Here is a 15,399-nt window from a genome sequence, read left to right on the forward strand (position 1 = left end):
AGAACAAAAAATATGCCTTGCTATTTGAAAATAGTTACCTGCTTGATTTTTATATTAGCCTTATCTATTATTACTAATCCCCTTATGGCTCAAACACCGGAGACAACAACCACCCCGGTTTCCCCGACTAATACTTCCTCAGATAAACCGGAAAAACCGACGACTCTAGAAACAGAAACAGACACTCTTATCGACCAGCTTTTGAACGATAATCCACTGGTGGTAGAAGAAGCCAGAAACGAATTACTGGAAATCGGGAAAAGAGCCGTCCCTGCGCTCATAATGGCGCTGGAAAACGAAAAGCCAAGGTTGCGTTATATGGTGTGTGAAATACTGACGGAGATACGCGACGAAAGGGCTTTACCTGTATTCATAAAACTACTTACTGATAAAGAAGAAATCGGGAACAGCATCGCATCGCTAGCGGCCAAAGGCCTGGGCAAACTGGGCGATTCGACCGCCATCACCCCTCTTGTTTCAAGCTTGCCGACACCTGATGTAGAATTGCGCTATGAAGTAATCAACGCGTTGGGAATATTAAGGGCAGAACAAGCAATTCCATTGTTACTCTCCGCTATAACCGATACGGCAAAAACATATTCTGATTATCTGGTAAAATGCGCCGCTATCGAAGCCTTGGGAAAATTAAAATCTAAAGACGCCGTAAAAAGGCTTATCAATATGCTTTCTGATACGGAAACGGAACCAGCAACAGATGCACCGGTGCTTCATTATGCCATTAAAGCCCTGGAAAAAATAACCGATACTTCATTTGGACAGATTTTATTCAACGACAAAAAGAAAGAAAAAGAAATCGTAAAACAATGGCAGGATTGGTGGGAAAAGAACAAGTTTTCTTATGGAGAAGTTCCGCCTCCTCCGCCGGAACCGCCAAAACAACCGGAAATACTTAAGCTGCCGGAACAACCAAAGACTCCGGAAAACCCGCCGACTCCGCCGCCTCCCAAAAACGAACAGGATAAGCCCGAAGAGAAAAAAGATACTCCGGAACAACCTAAAAATCAATAGTGTTAAGAAAGGATATAAAAATGGTCCAGCAACCACAGCACGAGGAAAGCAAAAGGGATGTCCGCGTGGATGTGAAAGAAGGCAAGGTGCAATTCAAAAATACCGGCGGATTATTTACTTTCCTCAAAGGCATGTCCGGGGAATACCAGATAATCAATATAAGCCATCGCGGATTAAAATTCCTTAGCAAACAACGCCTTGAGCCAGGTGACAAGCTGTCGTTTAACATCGGAATACCCCTCTTGGGTAACGAACCTTTAAAAACAGACGGCAAAGTAGTGTGGGTGGAAAAATCCAAACGCTACGGCGGATATTTGGTGGGTGTTCGTTTTACCGCCATGACCCGTGATTCGGTCAGCCGTTTAAGTAATCTTATAAACTTCCTTGGCAGCCGCATCCCAATAAAGCAAAAAGTTAAGGTGACCTTTGCCGAAGAACAACGCAGCCAACCAACCCTATGGGCAATCGCGCGTGATTTTGATGTCACCGTTAATATCAAGGAAGGTCTGGTAACTGATCGCGCCGGATGGCTCGTATTGGAAATAGAAGGGGAAAGAGAAGAAATCAGAAGGGTTCTGGAATACCTTAAAACTCAGGGGGCAAAATTAGCCTTCCCTAAAAAAGCTACTTCGTAACCAAGAAATGTAAAAAGTATGGCATGGAGCGGATCAGAAAGAAGAGAAAACAAACGTTTTGGTGTTAAAGGATGTTCTATCCAATATAAACACACCAAGTTGTTCGGACTTCTAGGCTCGTTTTCTAACCGTTACCTCGTCTTAAACATAAGCCCTACGGGGCTTTCTTTTATTTCCAAGGAAGAAATTCACACGGGCGATAAAATATCCCTATTGATTACCGCCCCTCTTTTGGAAAACGGCGAAATCAATTTAAAGGGTGAAGTCGTCTGGGTAAAAAAATCAGAACAACATCAGGCTTACCGTAACGGTGTAAAGTTCATCGATCCATCAAAAAAGGCAAAATTAAAACTCAGGCTTATACTGGATAACGCCCTTCTCGACCAAATCGATATTTCCACCAGAGTATATTTAAAAGAAGTCAATAAGTTATGACGGCCGAAAAAGCTACGTGCCTTAACCAGCTTAATAACACCAAAAATTGTAATTGCTCCTACAGCAACTGTTCCAGGAAAGGCATATGTTGCGAATGTATTTCTTACCACCGGTCAAATAAAGAATTACCGGCTTGCTTCTTTACGGCAGAAGATGAAAAAACCTACGACCGCTCGATACGTAAATTCACCAGCCGCTACCACTGAATAAAAAAGAACTTATGGCAGAAGGAAGAAAGTTACTAGGGCAAATCCTTAAGGAAATGGAACTGGTCAAGGAATCACAAATCCAAGAAGCCCTGAAAGTCCAACGCCAGAAAGGCGGCGCCATAGGGCAAATCCTAATCCAACTTGGCTACGTGACGGAAGAAGAAGTCCTCCTGGCATTAGGCGCACAAGTGGGGATGGAAGTAGTTAACCTGGAAGAAATAGAAATATCTCCTGAAATCATCGCTAAAATTCCGCTTTCCCTTGCCAGATTATATAAAATAATCCCGATTAAATCGGAAAATAATATTCTTACCGTAGCCATGGCAAATCCGCTTAATATCAACGTATTGGATGACCTGCGCTTTACCATAAACTGCGAAGTGCAAGGCGCGGTCAGCGATGAAAGCGCAGTCAACAAAGCCCTTGCCAAATATTACGCCGAATCGACCGACGGCCTGGAAAAGATTTTCAAGGATATGGATACCGGGGCGGATGTTCAAATCGGGGAAAAGAAAAACGACTCAATCGATATTTCAAGCGTGGAATCAGCTGCCGACCAGGCACCCGTAAGGAAACTCCTTAACCTGATATTAAACCACGCTATCAAAGACCGCGCTGCGGATATACATTTCGAACCATTTGAAAAGGAATTCAAAGTCCGTTACCGCGTGGACGGCGTTTTGTATGAAATGTCTCCCCCACCCTTGACCCTGGCACCAGCTATTATTTCGCGTATTAAGGTAATGGCAAACCTAAATATTTCGGAAACACGGCTCCCCCAAGACGGCAGAATCCCGCTTAATGTCTCGGGACGATCCATTGATATCCGCGTTTCTACCCTGCCTACAATGTTCGGGGAAAGCGTGGTCTTGCGTATACTGGATAAAAGCGTGGTCGCGCTGGATATCGATAATCTCGGCATGCGCCCGGATGACAGTAAGCTCATCAAAAACCTATTAAATCTACCTAACGGAATTATTGTCGTCACAGGCCCGACCGGTTCAGGCAAAACCACCACTCTTTATTCAGCGCTTAATTTCCTGAATGATGTCAAGTGGAAAATAATAACCACCGAAGACCCTGTTGAATATGACCTGCCGGGAATAGTCCAGTGCCCAATCCATGAAGATATCGGTGTCACCTATGGAGCCTGCTTAAGAAGCATCCTAAGGCAGGATCCGGATGTAATACTCGTCGGAGAAATCCGCGACCAGGAAACAGCCCGCATGAGTATTGAAGCCGCCCTCACCGGCCACCTGGTATTAACCACGCTTCATACCAACGACGCACCGGCTTCTATTACCAGATTGCTTGACCTTGGAATAGAACCGTTCCTTTTAACCGCCACGGTTGAAGCCGTCATCGCCCAGCGACTGATCCGCCGCATTTGCCCCCATTGCAAGGAGGAATATGAACCCTCGCCAGATTTGCTGGCCGAACTAAACCTTACCACTGATGAAACAAAAGGGAAAAAGTTTTATTACGGCAAGGGATGCAATCAGTGCAATAACATCGGCTATCTGGGAAGGGTCGCAATTTATGAGGTTATGCTCGTAACCGATAAAGTTGAAACGTTAATCAACGAGCACGCTTCCACGGAAAAAGTCAGAATCACCGCGCGCGAGGAAGGGATGAGAACACTGCGCGAAAGCGGCATACTTGCCATATACGACGGTATAACAACGATTGAAGAAGTCATCAAGGAAACACTCTTTAACTAAAAACGCCTGGCCAAATGAGTAATACGAGATTGCTTCGTCATTCACGTTGCGATTTCCTCGCAATGACGTCATTGCGAGTCCCGACGTTATGTCGGGACGTGGCAATCTCATTTTATTATAGTATTTAAACATAATGTTATCCTCCGCATTCAACGATGAATTCCTGCAAAAATTATCCTCGCTTAAGTTAATCGTTAAGAAAATACTGCTTTCCGGCGTTATCGGGGAAAAAAGCTTCCGGCAAAAAGGCGGGAAAGTGGAATTCAGCGAATATCGCGATTACTCCCCCGGCGATGAAACCAAGCATATCGACTGGAACGTCTTCGGCAGGACCGAAAAACTCTTTGTCAAGGAATTCGCCCGCGAGGAATCGGTCAATGTTTATCTTATAATGGATTTGACAAAATCAATGGATTATAATCCCCGTTCAAATAAATTCCTGTTTGCCAAGCAACTACTGGCTGCGCTTTCTTATATCGCGCTTGTTGCCGGGCACCGTGTAAAAACAATCGGCTTCAGCAACGAAACAATCACGATTTCCCCTGAATTCTACCGTGAACAGGATATATTCGAACTGATGAAGCATATTGATCCATTGAAAGCTGATGGCAGAACAAATTTCGACCACATACTCGCCGAGATAGACAAAGAAACCCCTTCCAAAGGAATAATTATTTTCATATCTGACCTAATGACTCAAACGGATTCTCTTAACCCAAAAGAGGGGTTTATCCGTTTTATCAACCGTGGGTTTGAGGCGAATCTCCTGAATATCCTCTCACCTGAGGAAACAGACATCACCTTAAACGGATGGATAAAACTCAGGGATTCGGAAACAAACGATATCAAACCGGTATTCGTCACGCGAGCAATCAAAAACAATTACTCGCAAGAACTCAATAAATTCACTGAGGAATGGAACTCATTCTGCCTCCAGCATAATATCCGCTATTTCTACATCAAAGCCGATACGCCACTGGAAACTATAGTGCTTGATTTCCTCAGACGAGGCGGATTACTGAGGTGATTTTGGCGATAAAACCGTCTAAACTACCGGTTATCAGCTTACTCACTTCCTTGACAAAAATATATAGTTATATATAATAATCTCATGCAACATAAGGATAAAGCACAGAGCATCCAGAATATTATTAAGGATGTCATCCGGACCTTGGGCGGAAAAAGAAGGATGAAACAGCAAAAAGAACTCTCTGAAATCTGGACTGAAATCTCCGGAAAAACGCTTTCTTCCCATACCAAACTGATGGGAGTAAGAAAAAAAGTCATCCAGGTAAAAGTGGATTCCGTCCCACTTATGTCCGAACTCTCCAACTTTAAAAGGCAGGAACTCCTGGCTAAAATACGCGAAAAGACTCCTAAAAAGTCTTATCTTGATATAAAATTCATCTTATAACTCGAGGATTTATATGAGTAAAAAAGAAGCCAAAACCAAAGTTAAAGAATTACCGGCTAAAACTAAGCCAGTGGACAAGCCTGCCGAAAAGGCATCCGCCCCATCAGGCAAATATGATGCCACACACATCAAGGTCCTTGGCGGAATAGAAGCCGTCCGCACCAGGCCCGCCATGTATATCGGCGATACGGGCAACCGCGGGCTTCACCATCTTATTTACGAAGTGGTTGACAACAGCGTTGATGAAGCGCTTGCCGGACACTGCAAGAATATATCCGTAAAACTCAACCGGGAAGGAAGCATCACGGTCATAGATGACGGCCGCGGCATTCCGGTTGATATGCATAAAGAACAGAAGCGCCCCGCCCTGGAAGTGGTCATGACCATGCTACACGCCGGCGGAAAATTTGACCAGAAATCCTATAAAGTCTCCGGCGGTCTTCACGGCGTAGGCGTTTCGGTTGTCAACGCCTTAAGCGAATGGCTGGAAGTGACTGTCTGGCGAGACGGGATAGAACATTTCCAGAAATACGAACGAGGCAGACCGGTAACCAAGGTGGAAAAACGCGGTAAAACCAACAAGCAAGGCACGAAAGTGGAATTCATGCCGGATATTAAAATATTCCCGGAAATCAAATTTAAGTATGATATCGCGGCCAGCCGTTTGCGCGAACTTGCGTTCCTTAACAAAGGGCTTACCATCATCGCCTCTGACGAACGCTCCGCAAAGACCGAGACATTCAAATACGACGGCGGCATCAAGGCTTTTATCGACCACCTTAACCAGTCCAAAAAGAAAATACATAATGACATCATTTACTTCGAAAGGCAGGATGGCAGCGTCCACGCGGAAATCGCCCTGCAATACCAGGATGGATATTCGGAAAACATTTTCTCTTTCGCGAATAACATCAATACCATCGAAGGCGGCACGCATTTAAGCGGATTCAGGACAGCCCTGACCAGGACTTTCAATACCTACGCGAAAAAACACGGGTTGCTCAAGGAAAGCGAAGCCACCCCGTCCGGAGATGATTACCGTGAAGGGCTGACCGCGATAGTCAACGTAAAACTGCCTAACCCGCAGTTTGAAGGCCAAACCAAAACCAAGCTCGGCAACCGCGAAATAGAAGGCATCGTCCAGGCATTGGTCAATAGCGGCCTGGAATCTTATCTTGAAGAACACCCAACCACCTCGAAAGCAGTTATCAATAAAGTAATACTTGCATCCCGTGCGCGTGAAGCCGCCCGGAAAGCGCGTGATTTGACGCGCCGCAAAGGGGCATTAACCTCAGGCGACCTCCCCGGTAAACTGGCTGATTGCTCCTCGCGCGATGTCGCTTCCACCGAACTCTACATCGTAGAAGGCGATTCAGCCGGCGGCTCCGCCAAACAGGGACGCGACCGCTCTTTCCAGGCGATACTCCCAATCAAAGGTAAAATCCTTAACGTGGAAAAAGCGCGGCTGGAAAAGATGCTGGCCCATGAAGAAATCCGCACTATTATTACCGCCTTAGGAACGGGCATCGGGCAGGACGAGTTCGATATCGCCAAAATCCGTTACGGTAAAATCATCATCATGACAGATGCCGATGTTGACGGCTCACATATCAGAACACTCCTTTTGACCTTCTTCTTCCGCCATATGCCCAAAGTGATCGAAGACGGCCATCTTTATATCGCGCAACCGCCCCTTTTTAAGATTAAAAGAAAGGGTAAAGAAGAATATATCCTGAGCGAAAAGGAAATGCACCATGCCCTCGTCAAACTCGGCATGGACGGCACAACGCTGGAAGTGATGGGCAAAAAAGGCAAGGTTGAAGATAAGATACAGGAAAACCGCCTTAAAAAGATTACCGAACTGATTACCGCCTTGGAAGATAATATCATTGCTCTCCAGCAAAAAGGCGTTTCTGCGGAGACGTTCCTTTCTCACCGGGATGCAAAATCAGGAAAACTGCCTCTCTACTGGGGCAAGCTTAACGGGCAGGAGCTCTTCTTCCATACGGATAAGCAGTTTAATAAATACGTGGAACAGCAAAAGAAAATTTCCAATAAGGAAATAATAGTGATTGACCGCGCCGATGACATCACTGAAGAAGCCGAAAAAACCAGAGAAATAGAAAGCGACGAAATCGCCCTGGAATACCTGGAGTTCCACCAGACTAAGGAATTAGAATCGCTTATCAAGGACATAGAAAAGATGGGTTTCAGCATCACGGATTACTTCTCCTGCGCGAACGTCACGGATAATATCCAGAAATTCCGCCTGACCGGAGAAGAAAACGGCGAAGGCAAACCGGAATCCATCCAGGTCGCCTGCCTGCGCGATATATTGAAAGGCATCCGCAAAATCGGACAGAAAGGGCTTGATATCCAGCGCTACAAAGGCTTAGGAGAAATGAATCCGGGACAGCTCTGGGAAACCACCATGGATCCGAAAACCCGCTCGCTCCTTAAAGTTAGGCAGGAAGACGCGGTAAAAGCCGACCGGATATTCACCATCCTTATGGGCGAAGAAGTCGAACCCCGGCGCGACTTTATCGAACGCCACGCCCTTGAGGTCAAATACCTGGATATTTAAGGGCAATGAAGCGGACAGAATTTGAAAAGCTGGCCAGGGAAGCCCTGGAAAACCTCCCTGAATTCTTCCGCAGTAAGATGGAAAATGTCGGCATCGTAATAGAAGACACTCCTTCCAAAAAGCAGCTAAAAGAACTCTCCGGCGAAAGAAGCGAAATAATACTCGGGCTTTACCAAGGCATCCCCTTAAGCGAGCGCACCCATCTTTACGGAATGGTCCTGCCGGATAAAATCACGCTCTTTAAGAAGAATATAGAAAAGACATGCCGCTCAAAGGCCGAGATAAAAAAGACGGTCATTCAAACCGTCAAGCACGAGATTGCCCACTATTTCGGCATTTCTGATGAACATCTTGAGGAAATGGGCACTTATTAAATCTTCCTTTGGCAGGAATAAAGCCTGCCCGCCCCATCATAGATTTCAAACCTGATATCCTTAATCTTTAAAGGCATGGCATCGGATTGTTTCAGGCTTAATGCGATATCGTAACGCCTGCCTCTCTTCTTTATATCTATCTTGATAGCGGAAAAATCGCCATTATTGAAATCGTATGTCGCCCCGTCATCCTCGTAATAAGTAAAAGATGCTTTCCCGGTAACAAAAGCAACCACGGTCAGCGACTCGGTTTCCTTTTCCCCGATATAATTCACCGGCTCTGTTAACGCAATCATGGAATTCTCTTTGATAAAGAGCGGAATACTTTCAAGGGCGCACTTGACATAATAGTCGCCCGGCTCCATCACTTTCATCTTGCGCTTATTATATTCTGAAGCGTTCCAATGGAGCCACTCATTCTCCGGAAGGTGGACGAACCTGCCTTGGGCGCCCGGCGCGTGGACCGGCGCCACCATCAATGAATCTCCGTACATAAACTGGTCTTCGATATCTTTTACCCGTTCACCCTTAAAGCTGAACATCAAATGAGAGACAAACGGCTTCAATTCCTTTACCGATCGCATAAACTCCGAATAGGCATAGGGGATAAAAGCATAGCGCAGTTTAAGGATATTCCGCATGATACCGGCTGAACCCTTATCAAAAGCCCAGGGCTCCTGCGCGCGCGTGGCAAAAGAAGAATGGTTCCTGTAAAGCGGGGAGAACGCGCCCAACTGCATCCACCTGATAAGAAGCTCCGGGGCAATCTCCCCTCCAAACCCGCCGATATCCGCCCCGTTATAAAAAACTCCCGCCATATTCAAAGCCATCATCATCCGCATCTGGACAAGCATATGCTCCCACCAACTGGCGTTATCTCCGGTCCATAAAGCGGCAAAGCGGTGCAATCCGGTGCAACTGCTCCTGGTCAGGAGGAAATATCGCCTGCCTGGGGCGAACTCGTTAAAGGCTTCGGCAGTGGCACGGCTCATGTTAAATCCGTAAAGGTTGTGGATATCGTGATGCAAAATCATCCGCCCGTCATCCATCCGGTGGTAAAACTCCTTATAATATTCCCTGCGGTTGGAGAAATTATACATGCTTCGCCTTAACGCCCTTAGGGCAAAGGCATCCTTGCCGTCAAAGGCGCTTATGGTCTTATTCAAATCCTTCAGGCTCTGCGGGGTATAGAAAATGGAAGGCTCGTTCATATCATTCCAGAAACCCTCTATGCCCCAATCAATAAAATCCTTGTGGAAGCCGCCCCACCACTTGCGGACTTCCGGTTCCAGGAAATTCGGGAAATGTGTGAATCCCGGCCAGACCGCCGGCTGGAAAGGCCTGCCGTCTTTATGGACGCAGAAACAGCCCTTCTTTTTGCCGTCCTCGTAAACATCATAGCCTTTTTCCACCTTGACACCGGGGTCGATAATCGGGATAAGCTTAAATCCGTTCTTCTTCATCTTTCCGACGAAATCCTTGAAACGCGGGAACTTCTTCCCATCCACGGTAAAGACCTTGTAGCGTTCCATGTAATCTATATCCATATAAATGGCGTCGCAGGGCATCTCGTTTTTACGGAAGCCTTCGGCGATATTCGATACGGTCTTGGCATCCGGATAGCTCCATCGGCATTGCTGGTATCCGAACGCCCATTTCGGCGGAATATACGGTGCGCCGGTAAGCGTCAGATATTCCTTAATCACCTTCAGCTTATCGGATTCATTAAAGATATAGAAATCGAAGTTATTTGAAGGAATCCTTATCTCCATGACATCTTTATGCGTAAAGCCAATATCGAAAATAATCTCGGAAGGATAATCTATAAGGAAGGCGAACTTCTCTTCCCCGTCTATCATGACAAAAGGATAGGAAGTATAAAGCGAGGTCTTGTCGGGCGTGTGGTTGGGGTCGTCCGTGGCGTAAAGCACGTATTTCCTGCCGCGCTTGTTGAAGCCGCCCAGCGTCCCGCCCAGGCCGTATACCTTGTCATTTTCCGCAAGGTCGTAACGGAAAACCATATCCCCTTTTTCCTTAGTGAACTTGAAATGCTTAATCTTTGAAACAGGCCTTAATGCCTTGGAGTTAATATCAATAACCGTCGCCTCTGTCTTAAAAGGATTGCCGCTCCTGTATAACGTGGTGAAATCAAGAAGATTCGAACTCTTAAACATATAACCCTCCCTTAAAGAAAATATTGGAATGAGTTTTACAACACACACGCGCCTTTGTCAAAGAATAAGCACATCTCATCTTGACTTTTCAGCCATTATTTGTATATTTAGCGCATTATGTTTAATGTCCAAAGCAGTTACAAGCGGTTAAGAAAAGTCCTGATGCATAAACCGGGACCGGAGATTGAGCTGGTCACCAAATCTAATGCGCATCTGTTTAATTACGCCGGACCGGTAAACGCGCCGAAGTTCATGAGCGATTACGATATCTTCCTCAAACGCCTGCGGGAAAACGGCACCGAACCGGTTCTCATTACGGATGTCCTTAAAAACGACAAGGATGCCCTTAACTATATCAGCCGCCGCCCGAATATGATCTACACGCGCGATATCGCGGTGGTGGCAGGCAAAGGCATCATTTTACTTAATATGCTCCTTAAAGGCAGAAAATTCGATGAATTAATCATAGAAAAAGCCGCCAAAAGACTCGGACTGCCGGTCTTAGGGCGCATCGAGCCGCCGGGCCTTGTGGAAGGAGGCGGCGTAATGTTCTTTGACGAGCATACCGTCCTAGCAAGCCTGTGCGACCGCGCCAATGAGCAGGGCTTGAAGCAGTTAAGGGAAATCCTCTTTGCCAAAACCCCGGTCGACCGCTTTATCATGACCATACCGCCCGAAGGAAGAATACATATCGACGGCGAATTCATGCTGATAGATGAAAAACTCGCGCTTATCAGCCGTCCGGATTTCGAGCTTTATCCGGCAATGCTTTATGCCAAAAAGCAGGCAGTAAAACCAACCTGGTTCATGGATTTCCTGGAATCCAATCAGGTCGAGCTGATAGAACTCTCCCGGCAAGAGCACGACAATCTCGGCGCCAATTACGTTGCTACCAAACCCAGAGAGGTGGTCGGCTACGACCTTAATCCGCGGGTGGATAAGGAAATCACTAAAAGAGGCGGAAAAGTCAGCACCTTCCCGGCAAGCGAGCTTGTCAAAGGACGCGGCGGCCCGCACTGCATGACCTGCCCCATATGGCGGGAATAAGTTGATACCTGCTAATCGGCATTTCCTAACGGTAAAATCATAATTATCCGCTAAAGAAACACCCTGTTTGTGACGATGATATATATTAATAGGGGACACTCCCCGAAACATCTTAATAAAAAGGAGGACTTGCATGGGCAAGAAAATAGGCACGGAAAAAGTTACCCGGGAAAAGGGATACCTGTACTATTTGGGCAAAGACGGCTACGTCTGGAGAGCCCCGATGACCACGAACAAAAAAGGCACCAAGAAGAAAGTCGGCACGGAAAAAATCACCAGGGAAAAAGGTTACATGTATTATCTGGATAAAGCCGGTTACGTTGCCGAAGCCAAGATGGCTCGTAAGTAAGCTAAACACTCTCATTAACATTAAATCCGGGCGTTGAACCTTAGAGATAAGGCCTGCGTCCGGATTTTCATTTCACCGCAAAGACGCGAAGAAAGAATCTTTATAAGGAGACCAAGAAAAAAGGAGTAATTCTCTCCTGCATTCATGGTTCCCTTATAAATGCCCCATCTACTTGCTACTCACTACTCGCGCCTCCACTTGTTTTATCAATCAGGCGTCCCCGAATCCCATCCCGCAAGGCGGGACGGGATAAGTGGGGATACTGGCTACTCGCTACTATCCGCTGATTTCGCTTGACATTCCGTTTATGTGTGGTATACTACCGCTAACTCTTATAAAAGGAGATACGATATGGAACAACAAAAACAAGCCAGCCAAGAACCACAAACACCCCCACCGCCTAAAATGACAGGCACTTGTTTTGGATGCAAAAAGGAAATGCCGAAAACAAACCTGACTTATATTAACGGGCAACCTATTTGTATAGGATGCAAGACCAATCTCCTCAATGAAATAGCCGCCCAAAAAGCCACTGGAGCCGATATCATGACCGGCACCTTAGGCGCGGCTGCCGGCGCGATTATTGCCGGAGGACTTTGGGGACTGATGGTCATCTTCACTAATTACGAAATCGGGTTTGCGGCCATTGGGGTCGGCATACTGGCTGGCTATGGCGCATTACTCGGCGCAGCTAAAAAGAGAGGGCTTGAACTCCAGATAATCGCGTCCATCGCCTCCATCACCGGCATTGCCATTGGTAAATATATCTCTTTTTACCATTATGTCACGAAAGAATTCGAGGGGGTTTCCTTTTTCAGTTCTGATACAATATCTGTATTTTTCTCCACGACATCGGAATGGTTTTCCGGCTATGATATCCTCTGGGTAATTCTGGCCGTAGGCGCAGCGTATAAGATACCGGGAATGCTTAAGCTGGAATTAAAAGGGAAAACAGCCACATTACAAAAACCCAATGATTAAACGCTGCAAGATAAAATAAAGGGTTAACTGATTTAAGGATTTTAAAAATGTCTGAGGGCGTATTCGCGTTATTGATGATAGCGGGCATCTTGTTCTTCGCCTTTATCATCGCCCCGCCTAAAAGGAAGGATGAGGAAGAGGATAATCCCGCTTCACTGCGTTCCGGGGACGTCGCTTCGCTCCGGGACGGTGAGAAATTGGTCACGCTGACTGAAAACCTGCATCCGGCGCAAGCCGAATCAATTCAAGCCTATCTTAAATCAGAAGGAATTGAAACATATCGTCATGATAAAAAACCATCCTTAAAAAACCCATTGGTAGTAACCGAAACCACTCTAATGATAAAGAAAGACGACCTTGAAAAGGTTCTGAGCCTGATGAAACAACAACACGCCCCTACCACCACTGACATAATCGGGCGTCCCCGCCCCATTCTGCGTAATGGGACTCCCAATAATCGGGTGTCCCCGAATTCCGCCTTGCGTGATGAGCGGGGAAGCGAAGCGGATGGGGAACAACAAGAGATACACGGTTGCGCCATGCAAAAGCCGGATAAAGAAGCGGCAGCTATAGTAGTCGACCAGAAATACATCGAATTCAACTGCCCCCTATGCCAAGCAAAGGTATCGTTCCCGGAAAGCTTTAAGGGACAGGAAGAACAATGCCCGTTTTGTTTAAAGAATATTATTGTTTCATAAGGTTAAAACAACGGGATTAAACCGATTAAACGGAGAGGACTCACCACAGAGACACAGAGGACACTAAGAGAGTATAATCAAAACATTATGTTCAAGAGAGAAGCAATTATTAATTTAATCTATTTATTAGCCCCTATCTTATTAGCCGTCATTATCGCGTTATTGCTTCCATTAAGATTTAATCGCCAGAGCCTTATAGAAAACTCACCAAACACATCAACTGATTCCATAGCATCTTCAAATATTAACGAAAGAGCTACAGAACCGGCATTTAAAGGAATGGAATTATATAGCTGGAAAAATGAAAATGATGAATGGTGTTTTGCTTTGATGTATGGAACAAATCGTGATAAATCCTACGATGAAATCACTTCCAAAGAGAACACAATTGTTGGAATCCCTAACCTAAAAGAAAAGCTGAAATTACTCGCTCTCGGAGAGCAATTGTTTTGGTTTAATTCTTTACGTAATCCACCAGCAGATGCAAAATATAAATTAGCTTATCCCCCAGAAATTGTTATTAAAGATATTAAGAATTATTGCGATGACTTAAATATTAAAATGCATGACGGCAGTATCAATCGGTAACAAAAACATATCAGCTTAATCAGCTTACAAAATCTTTAATAAGAAAAGGAGGGAAGCTATGAAAAACGGAAAATGGGTAACCGGGGTATTAATCGGAATTGCTCTGGGAGCGATTCTTACAGGGAGCCTGGGGAAAGTTATCGGCGCGCCGGAAAAAGATACCGAATACAAATGCGGCAGATTCCAAATCTTCCAGGGAACGGTAAACTTAAACAACGAAGTTGATAAGAAAATCGAACCGATTCCCTTGGTCTTTTTATTGGATTCCTGCACCGGCGAGGTAAAATACTATTATATGATGCTGAGCAAGAACGATATGATGGTCGGGGAATGGCTACCCACGCGGTATAACATTCAGATGGTGCGACCGTCAACATCCCCGATTCCCGTGCCGGCATCGAAGTGAAGCTCCACCCCGTCCCGATGTACCTGTCTGCCGTCGCACAGGCAGGCATCGGGGCGTGGGTAAACTAAATCAAAGCACGGAAAACGAATTAAATGCGGTTTAAAACGTATATATTAATTCGCAAATCAATTAAATGCGGTTTTAGGCTGAGGGGGGTACTGCCCCCCACCCCCTAATTACATCCCCCCGGCCTATAAGATACTTCTCCCCGGTCCATAATACTTATCTCCCCGGTCTACAATATACCTGCCCCCGGACGACAATATACCTCTCCCCGGTCCATAATATACCTGCCCCCGGTCTATAATACTTATCTCCCCCGTCTATAGTATACATGCCCCCGGCCTACAAGATAGCTCTCCCCCGTCCATAATACTTATCTCCCCGGTCTGTGATATACTTCTCCCCGGTCGACAGTATCCCTCTCCCTGGTCTATAATATACCTGGGCCGGGTGGATAAAGTTAATGGGGGAGGATAAAATTTTACCCCTTGCCTATCGGCAGGGACTCCTTATTAATTCCGATTTCATCGGGAAACTATGTGGAGCGGGGCAGAGGAGTAAAGAACACAGAGAATGTGAAGGTGATCCTTTATGGAATTCGGTATGGCGCCCCCCTGCTTTGTTGAATAATTATTTTGAGGAGTGATATAAAAGTTAAAGTAAAACAGGGTCATAGACGAAAATACTTGTAGAGAACAGTATTTTTATAAGGAGAACCCGTCTATGACCCCTGATTTATTATGTGAATCGGC

Annotated in this window: 16 protein-coding genes; 15 read left to right on the forward strand and 1 reads right to left on the reverse strand. The window is 45.9% G+C overall.

Annotation, left to right across the window (positions count from 1 at the left end):
• Positions 1-12: 12 nt before the first annotated feature.
• The 9 genes from HY811_10795 to HY811_10835 all read left to right on the forward strand — a co-directional run bounded on the left by HY811_10795 (position 13) and on the right by HY811_10835 (position 8,401).
• Complete coding sequence (locus HY811_10795; GenBank protein ID MBI4835285.1) at positions 13-1,029, forward strand: HEAT repeat domain-containing protein; 1,017 nt, start codon at positions 13-15, stop codon at positions 1,027-1,029.
• 20 nt (positions 1,030-1,049) lie between these two features.
• Positions 1,050-1,664, forward strand: coding sequence for a PilZ domain-containing protein (locus tag HY811_10800; GenBank protein ID MBI4835286.1), 615 nt, complete (start codon positions 1,050-1,052; stop codon positions 1,662-1,664).
• Between the two features lie 18 nt (positions 1,665-1,682).
• Positions 1,683-2,099 (forward strand): PilZ domain-containing protein, encoded by a 417-nt coding sequence (locus HY811_10805; protein ID MBI4835287.1) that lies wholly within the window; start codon positions 1,683-1,685, stop codon positions 2,097-2,099.
• The gene (locus HY811_10810; protein MBI4835288.1) at positions 2,096-2,305 is read left to right on the forward strand and encodes a hypothetical protein; all 210 of its coding nucleotides are present in this window, start codon (positions 2,096-2,098) and stop codon (positions 2,303-2,305) included. The genes HY811_10805 and HY811_10810 overlap by 4 nt, the downstream gene beginning before the upstream one ends.
• A gap of 14 nt (positions 2,306-2,319) precedes the next feature.
• Positions 2,320-4,029, forward strand: a complete 1,710-nt coding sequence (gene tadA, locus HY811_10815) for a Flp pilus assembly complex ATPase component TadA (GenBank protein ID MBI4835289.1) — start codon at positions 2,320-2,322, stop codon at positions 4,027-4,029.
• 133 nt (positions 4,030-4,162) lie between these two features.
• Positions 4,163-5,056, forward strand: coding sequence for a DUF58 domain-containing protein (locus tag HY811_10820; protein ID MBI4835290.1), 894 nt, complete (start codon positions 4,163-4,165; stop codon positions 5,054-5,056).
• An 84-nt stretch (positions 5,057-5,140) separates the two neighbouring features.
• Positions 5,141-5,443 carry a DUF721 domain-containing protein gene (locus HY811_10825; GenBank protein ID MBI4835291.1) on the forward strand — a complete coding sequence of 101 codons (303 nt, stop codon included), beginning with the start codon at positions 5,141-5,143 and terminating at the stop codon, positions 5,441-5,443.
• 13 nt (positions 5,444-5,456) lie between these two features.
• Positions 5,457-8,027 carry a DNA topoisomerase (ATP-hydrolyzing) subunit B gene (gyrB, locus tag HY811_10830; protein ID MBI4835292.1) on the forward strand — a complete coding sequence of 857 codons (2,571 nt, stop codon included), beginning with the start codon at positions 5,457-5,459 and terminating at the stop codon, positions 8,025-8,027.
• Positions 8,028-8,032: 5 nt separating this feature from the next.
• A complete protein-coding gene (locus HY811_10835) occupies positions 8,033-8,401 on the forward strand; it encodes a metallopeptidase family protein (GenBank protein MBI4835293.1) in 369 nt (122 codons plus the stop codon).
• Here the strand turns inward: HY811_10835 and HY811_10840 are convergent.
• Positions 8,398-10,575 carry a DUF5110 domain-containing protein gene (locus HY811_10840; GenBank protein ID MBI4835294.1) on the reverse strand — a complete coding sequence of 726 codons (2,178 nt, stop codon included), beginning with the start codon at positions 10,573-10,575 and terminating at the stop codon, positions 8,398-8,400. The genes HY811_10835 and HY811_10840 overlap by 4 nt on opposite strands.
• 117 nt (positions 10,576-10,692) lie before the next feature.
• On the opposite strand from HY811_10840, the gene HY811_10845 reads away from it, so the two are divergent.
• The 6 genes from HY811_10845 to HY811_10870 all read left to right on the forward strand — a co-directional run bounded on the left by HY811_10845 (position 10,693) and on the right by HY811_10870 (position 14,644).
• The gene (locus HY811_10845; protein MBI4835295.1) at positions 10,693-11,622 is read left to right on the forward strand and encodes a hypothetical protein; all 930 of its coding nucleotides are present in this window, start codon (positions 10,693-10,695) and stop codon (positions 11,620-11,622) included.
• A 133-nt stretch (positions 11,623-11,755) separates the two neighbouring features.
• Positions 11,756-11,971 (forward strand): hypothetical protein, encoded by a 216-nt coding sequence (locus tag HY811_10850; protein ID MBI4835296.1) that lies wholly within the window; start codon positions 11,756-11,758, stop codon positions 11,969-11,971.
• 351 nt (positions 11,972-12,322) lie between these two features.
• A complete protein-coding gene (locus tag HY811_10855; GenBank protein ID MBI4835297.1) occupies positions 12,323-12,952 on the forward strand; it encodes a hypothetical protein in 630 nt (209 codons plus the stop codon).
• A gap of 47 nt (positions 12,953-12,999) precedes the next feature.
• Complete coding sequence (locus HY811_10860; protein MBI4835298.1) at positions 13,000-13,650, forward strand: hypothetical protein; 651 nt, start codon at positions 13,000-13,002, stop codon at positions 13,648-13,650.
• An 87-nt stretch (positions 13,651-13,737) separates the two neighbouring features.
• Entirely contained in the window at positions 13,738-14,238 is a 501-nt protein-coding gene (locus tag HY811_10865; protein MBI4835299.1) for a hypothetical protein, read from the forward strand.
• A gap of 58 nt (positions 14,239-14,296) precedes the next feature.
• Entirely contained in the window at positions 14,297-14,644 is a 348-nt protein-coding gene (locus tag HY811_10870; protein MBI4835300.1) for a hypothetical protein, read from the forward strand.
• Positions 14,645-15,399: the final 755 nt, after the last annotated feature.

The sequence above is a fragment of the Planctomycetota bacterium genome (assembly GCA_016207825.1).
Lineage (GTDB): Bacteria > Planctomycetota > MHYJ01 > JACQXL01 > JACQZI01 > JACQZI01.

Bases quoted from the DNA above. Each gene is read 5' to 3' on its own strand.
- HY811_10795 (MBI4835285.1), top strand. From the start codon at position 13: ATGCCTTGCTATTTGAAAATAGTTACCTGCTTGATTTTTATATTAGCC.
- HY811_10800 (MBI4835286.1), top strand. From the start codon at position 1,050: ATGGTCCAGCAACCACAGCACGAGGAAAGCAAAAGGGATGTCCGCGTG.
- HY811_10805 (MBI4835287.1), top strand. From the start codon at position 1,683: ATGGCATGGAGCGGATCAGAAAGAAGAGAAAACAAACGTTTTGGTGTT.
- HY811_10810 (MBI4835288.1), top strand. From the start codon at position 2,096: ATGACGGCCGAAAAAGCTACGTGCCTTAACCAGCTTAATAACACCAAA.
- tadA (MBI4835289.1), top strand. From the start codon at position 2,320: ATGGCAGAAGGAAGAAAGTTACTAGGGCAAATCCTTAAGGAAATGGAA.
- HY811_10820 (MBI4835290.1), top strand. From the start codon at position 4,163: ATGTTATCCTCCGCATTCAACGATGAATTCCTGCAAAAATTATCCTCG.
- HY811_10825 (MBI4835291.1), top strand. From the start codon at position 5,141: ATGCAACATAAGGATAAAGCACAGAGCATCCAGAATATTATTAAGGAT.
- gyrB (MBI4835292.1), top strand. From the start codon at position 5,457: ATGAGTAAAAAAGAAGCCAAAACCAAAGTTAAAGAATTACCGGCTAAA.
- HY811_10835 (MBI4835293.1), top strand. From the start codon at position 8,033: ATGAAGCGGACAGAATTTGAAAAGCTGGCCAGGGAAGCCCTGGAAAAC.
- HY811_10840 (MBI4835294.1), bottom strand. From the start codon at position 10,575: ATGTTTAAGAGTTCGAATCTTCTTGATTTCACCACGTTATACAGGAGC.
- HY811_10845 (MBI4835295.1), top strand. From the start codon at position 10,693: ATGTTTAATGTCCAAAGCAGTTACAAGCGGTTAAGAAAAGTCCTGATG.
- HY811_10850 (MBI4835296.1), top strand. From the start codon at position 11,756: ATGGGCAAGAAAATAGGCACGGAAAAAGTTACCCGGGAAAAGGGATAC.
- HY811_10855 (MBI4835297.1), top strand. From the start codon at position 12,323: ATGGAACAACAAAAACAAGCCAGCCAAGAACCACAAACACCCCCACCG.
- HY811_10860 (MBI4835298.1), top strand. From the start codon at position 13,000: ATGTCTGAGGGCGTATTCGCGTTATTGATGATAGCGGGCATCTTGTTC.
- HY811_10865 (MBI4835299.1), top strand. From the start codon at position 13,738: ATGTTCAAGAGAGAAGCAATTATTAATTTAATCTATTTATTAGCCCCT.
- HY811_10870 (MBI4835300.1), top strand. From the start codon at position 14,297: ATGAAAAACGGAAAATGGGTAACCGGGGTATTAATCGGAATTGCTCTG.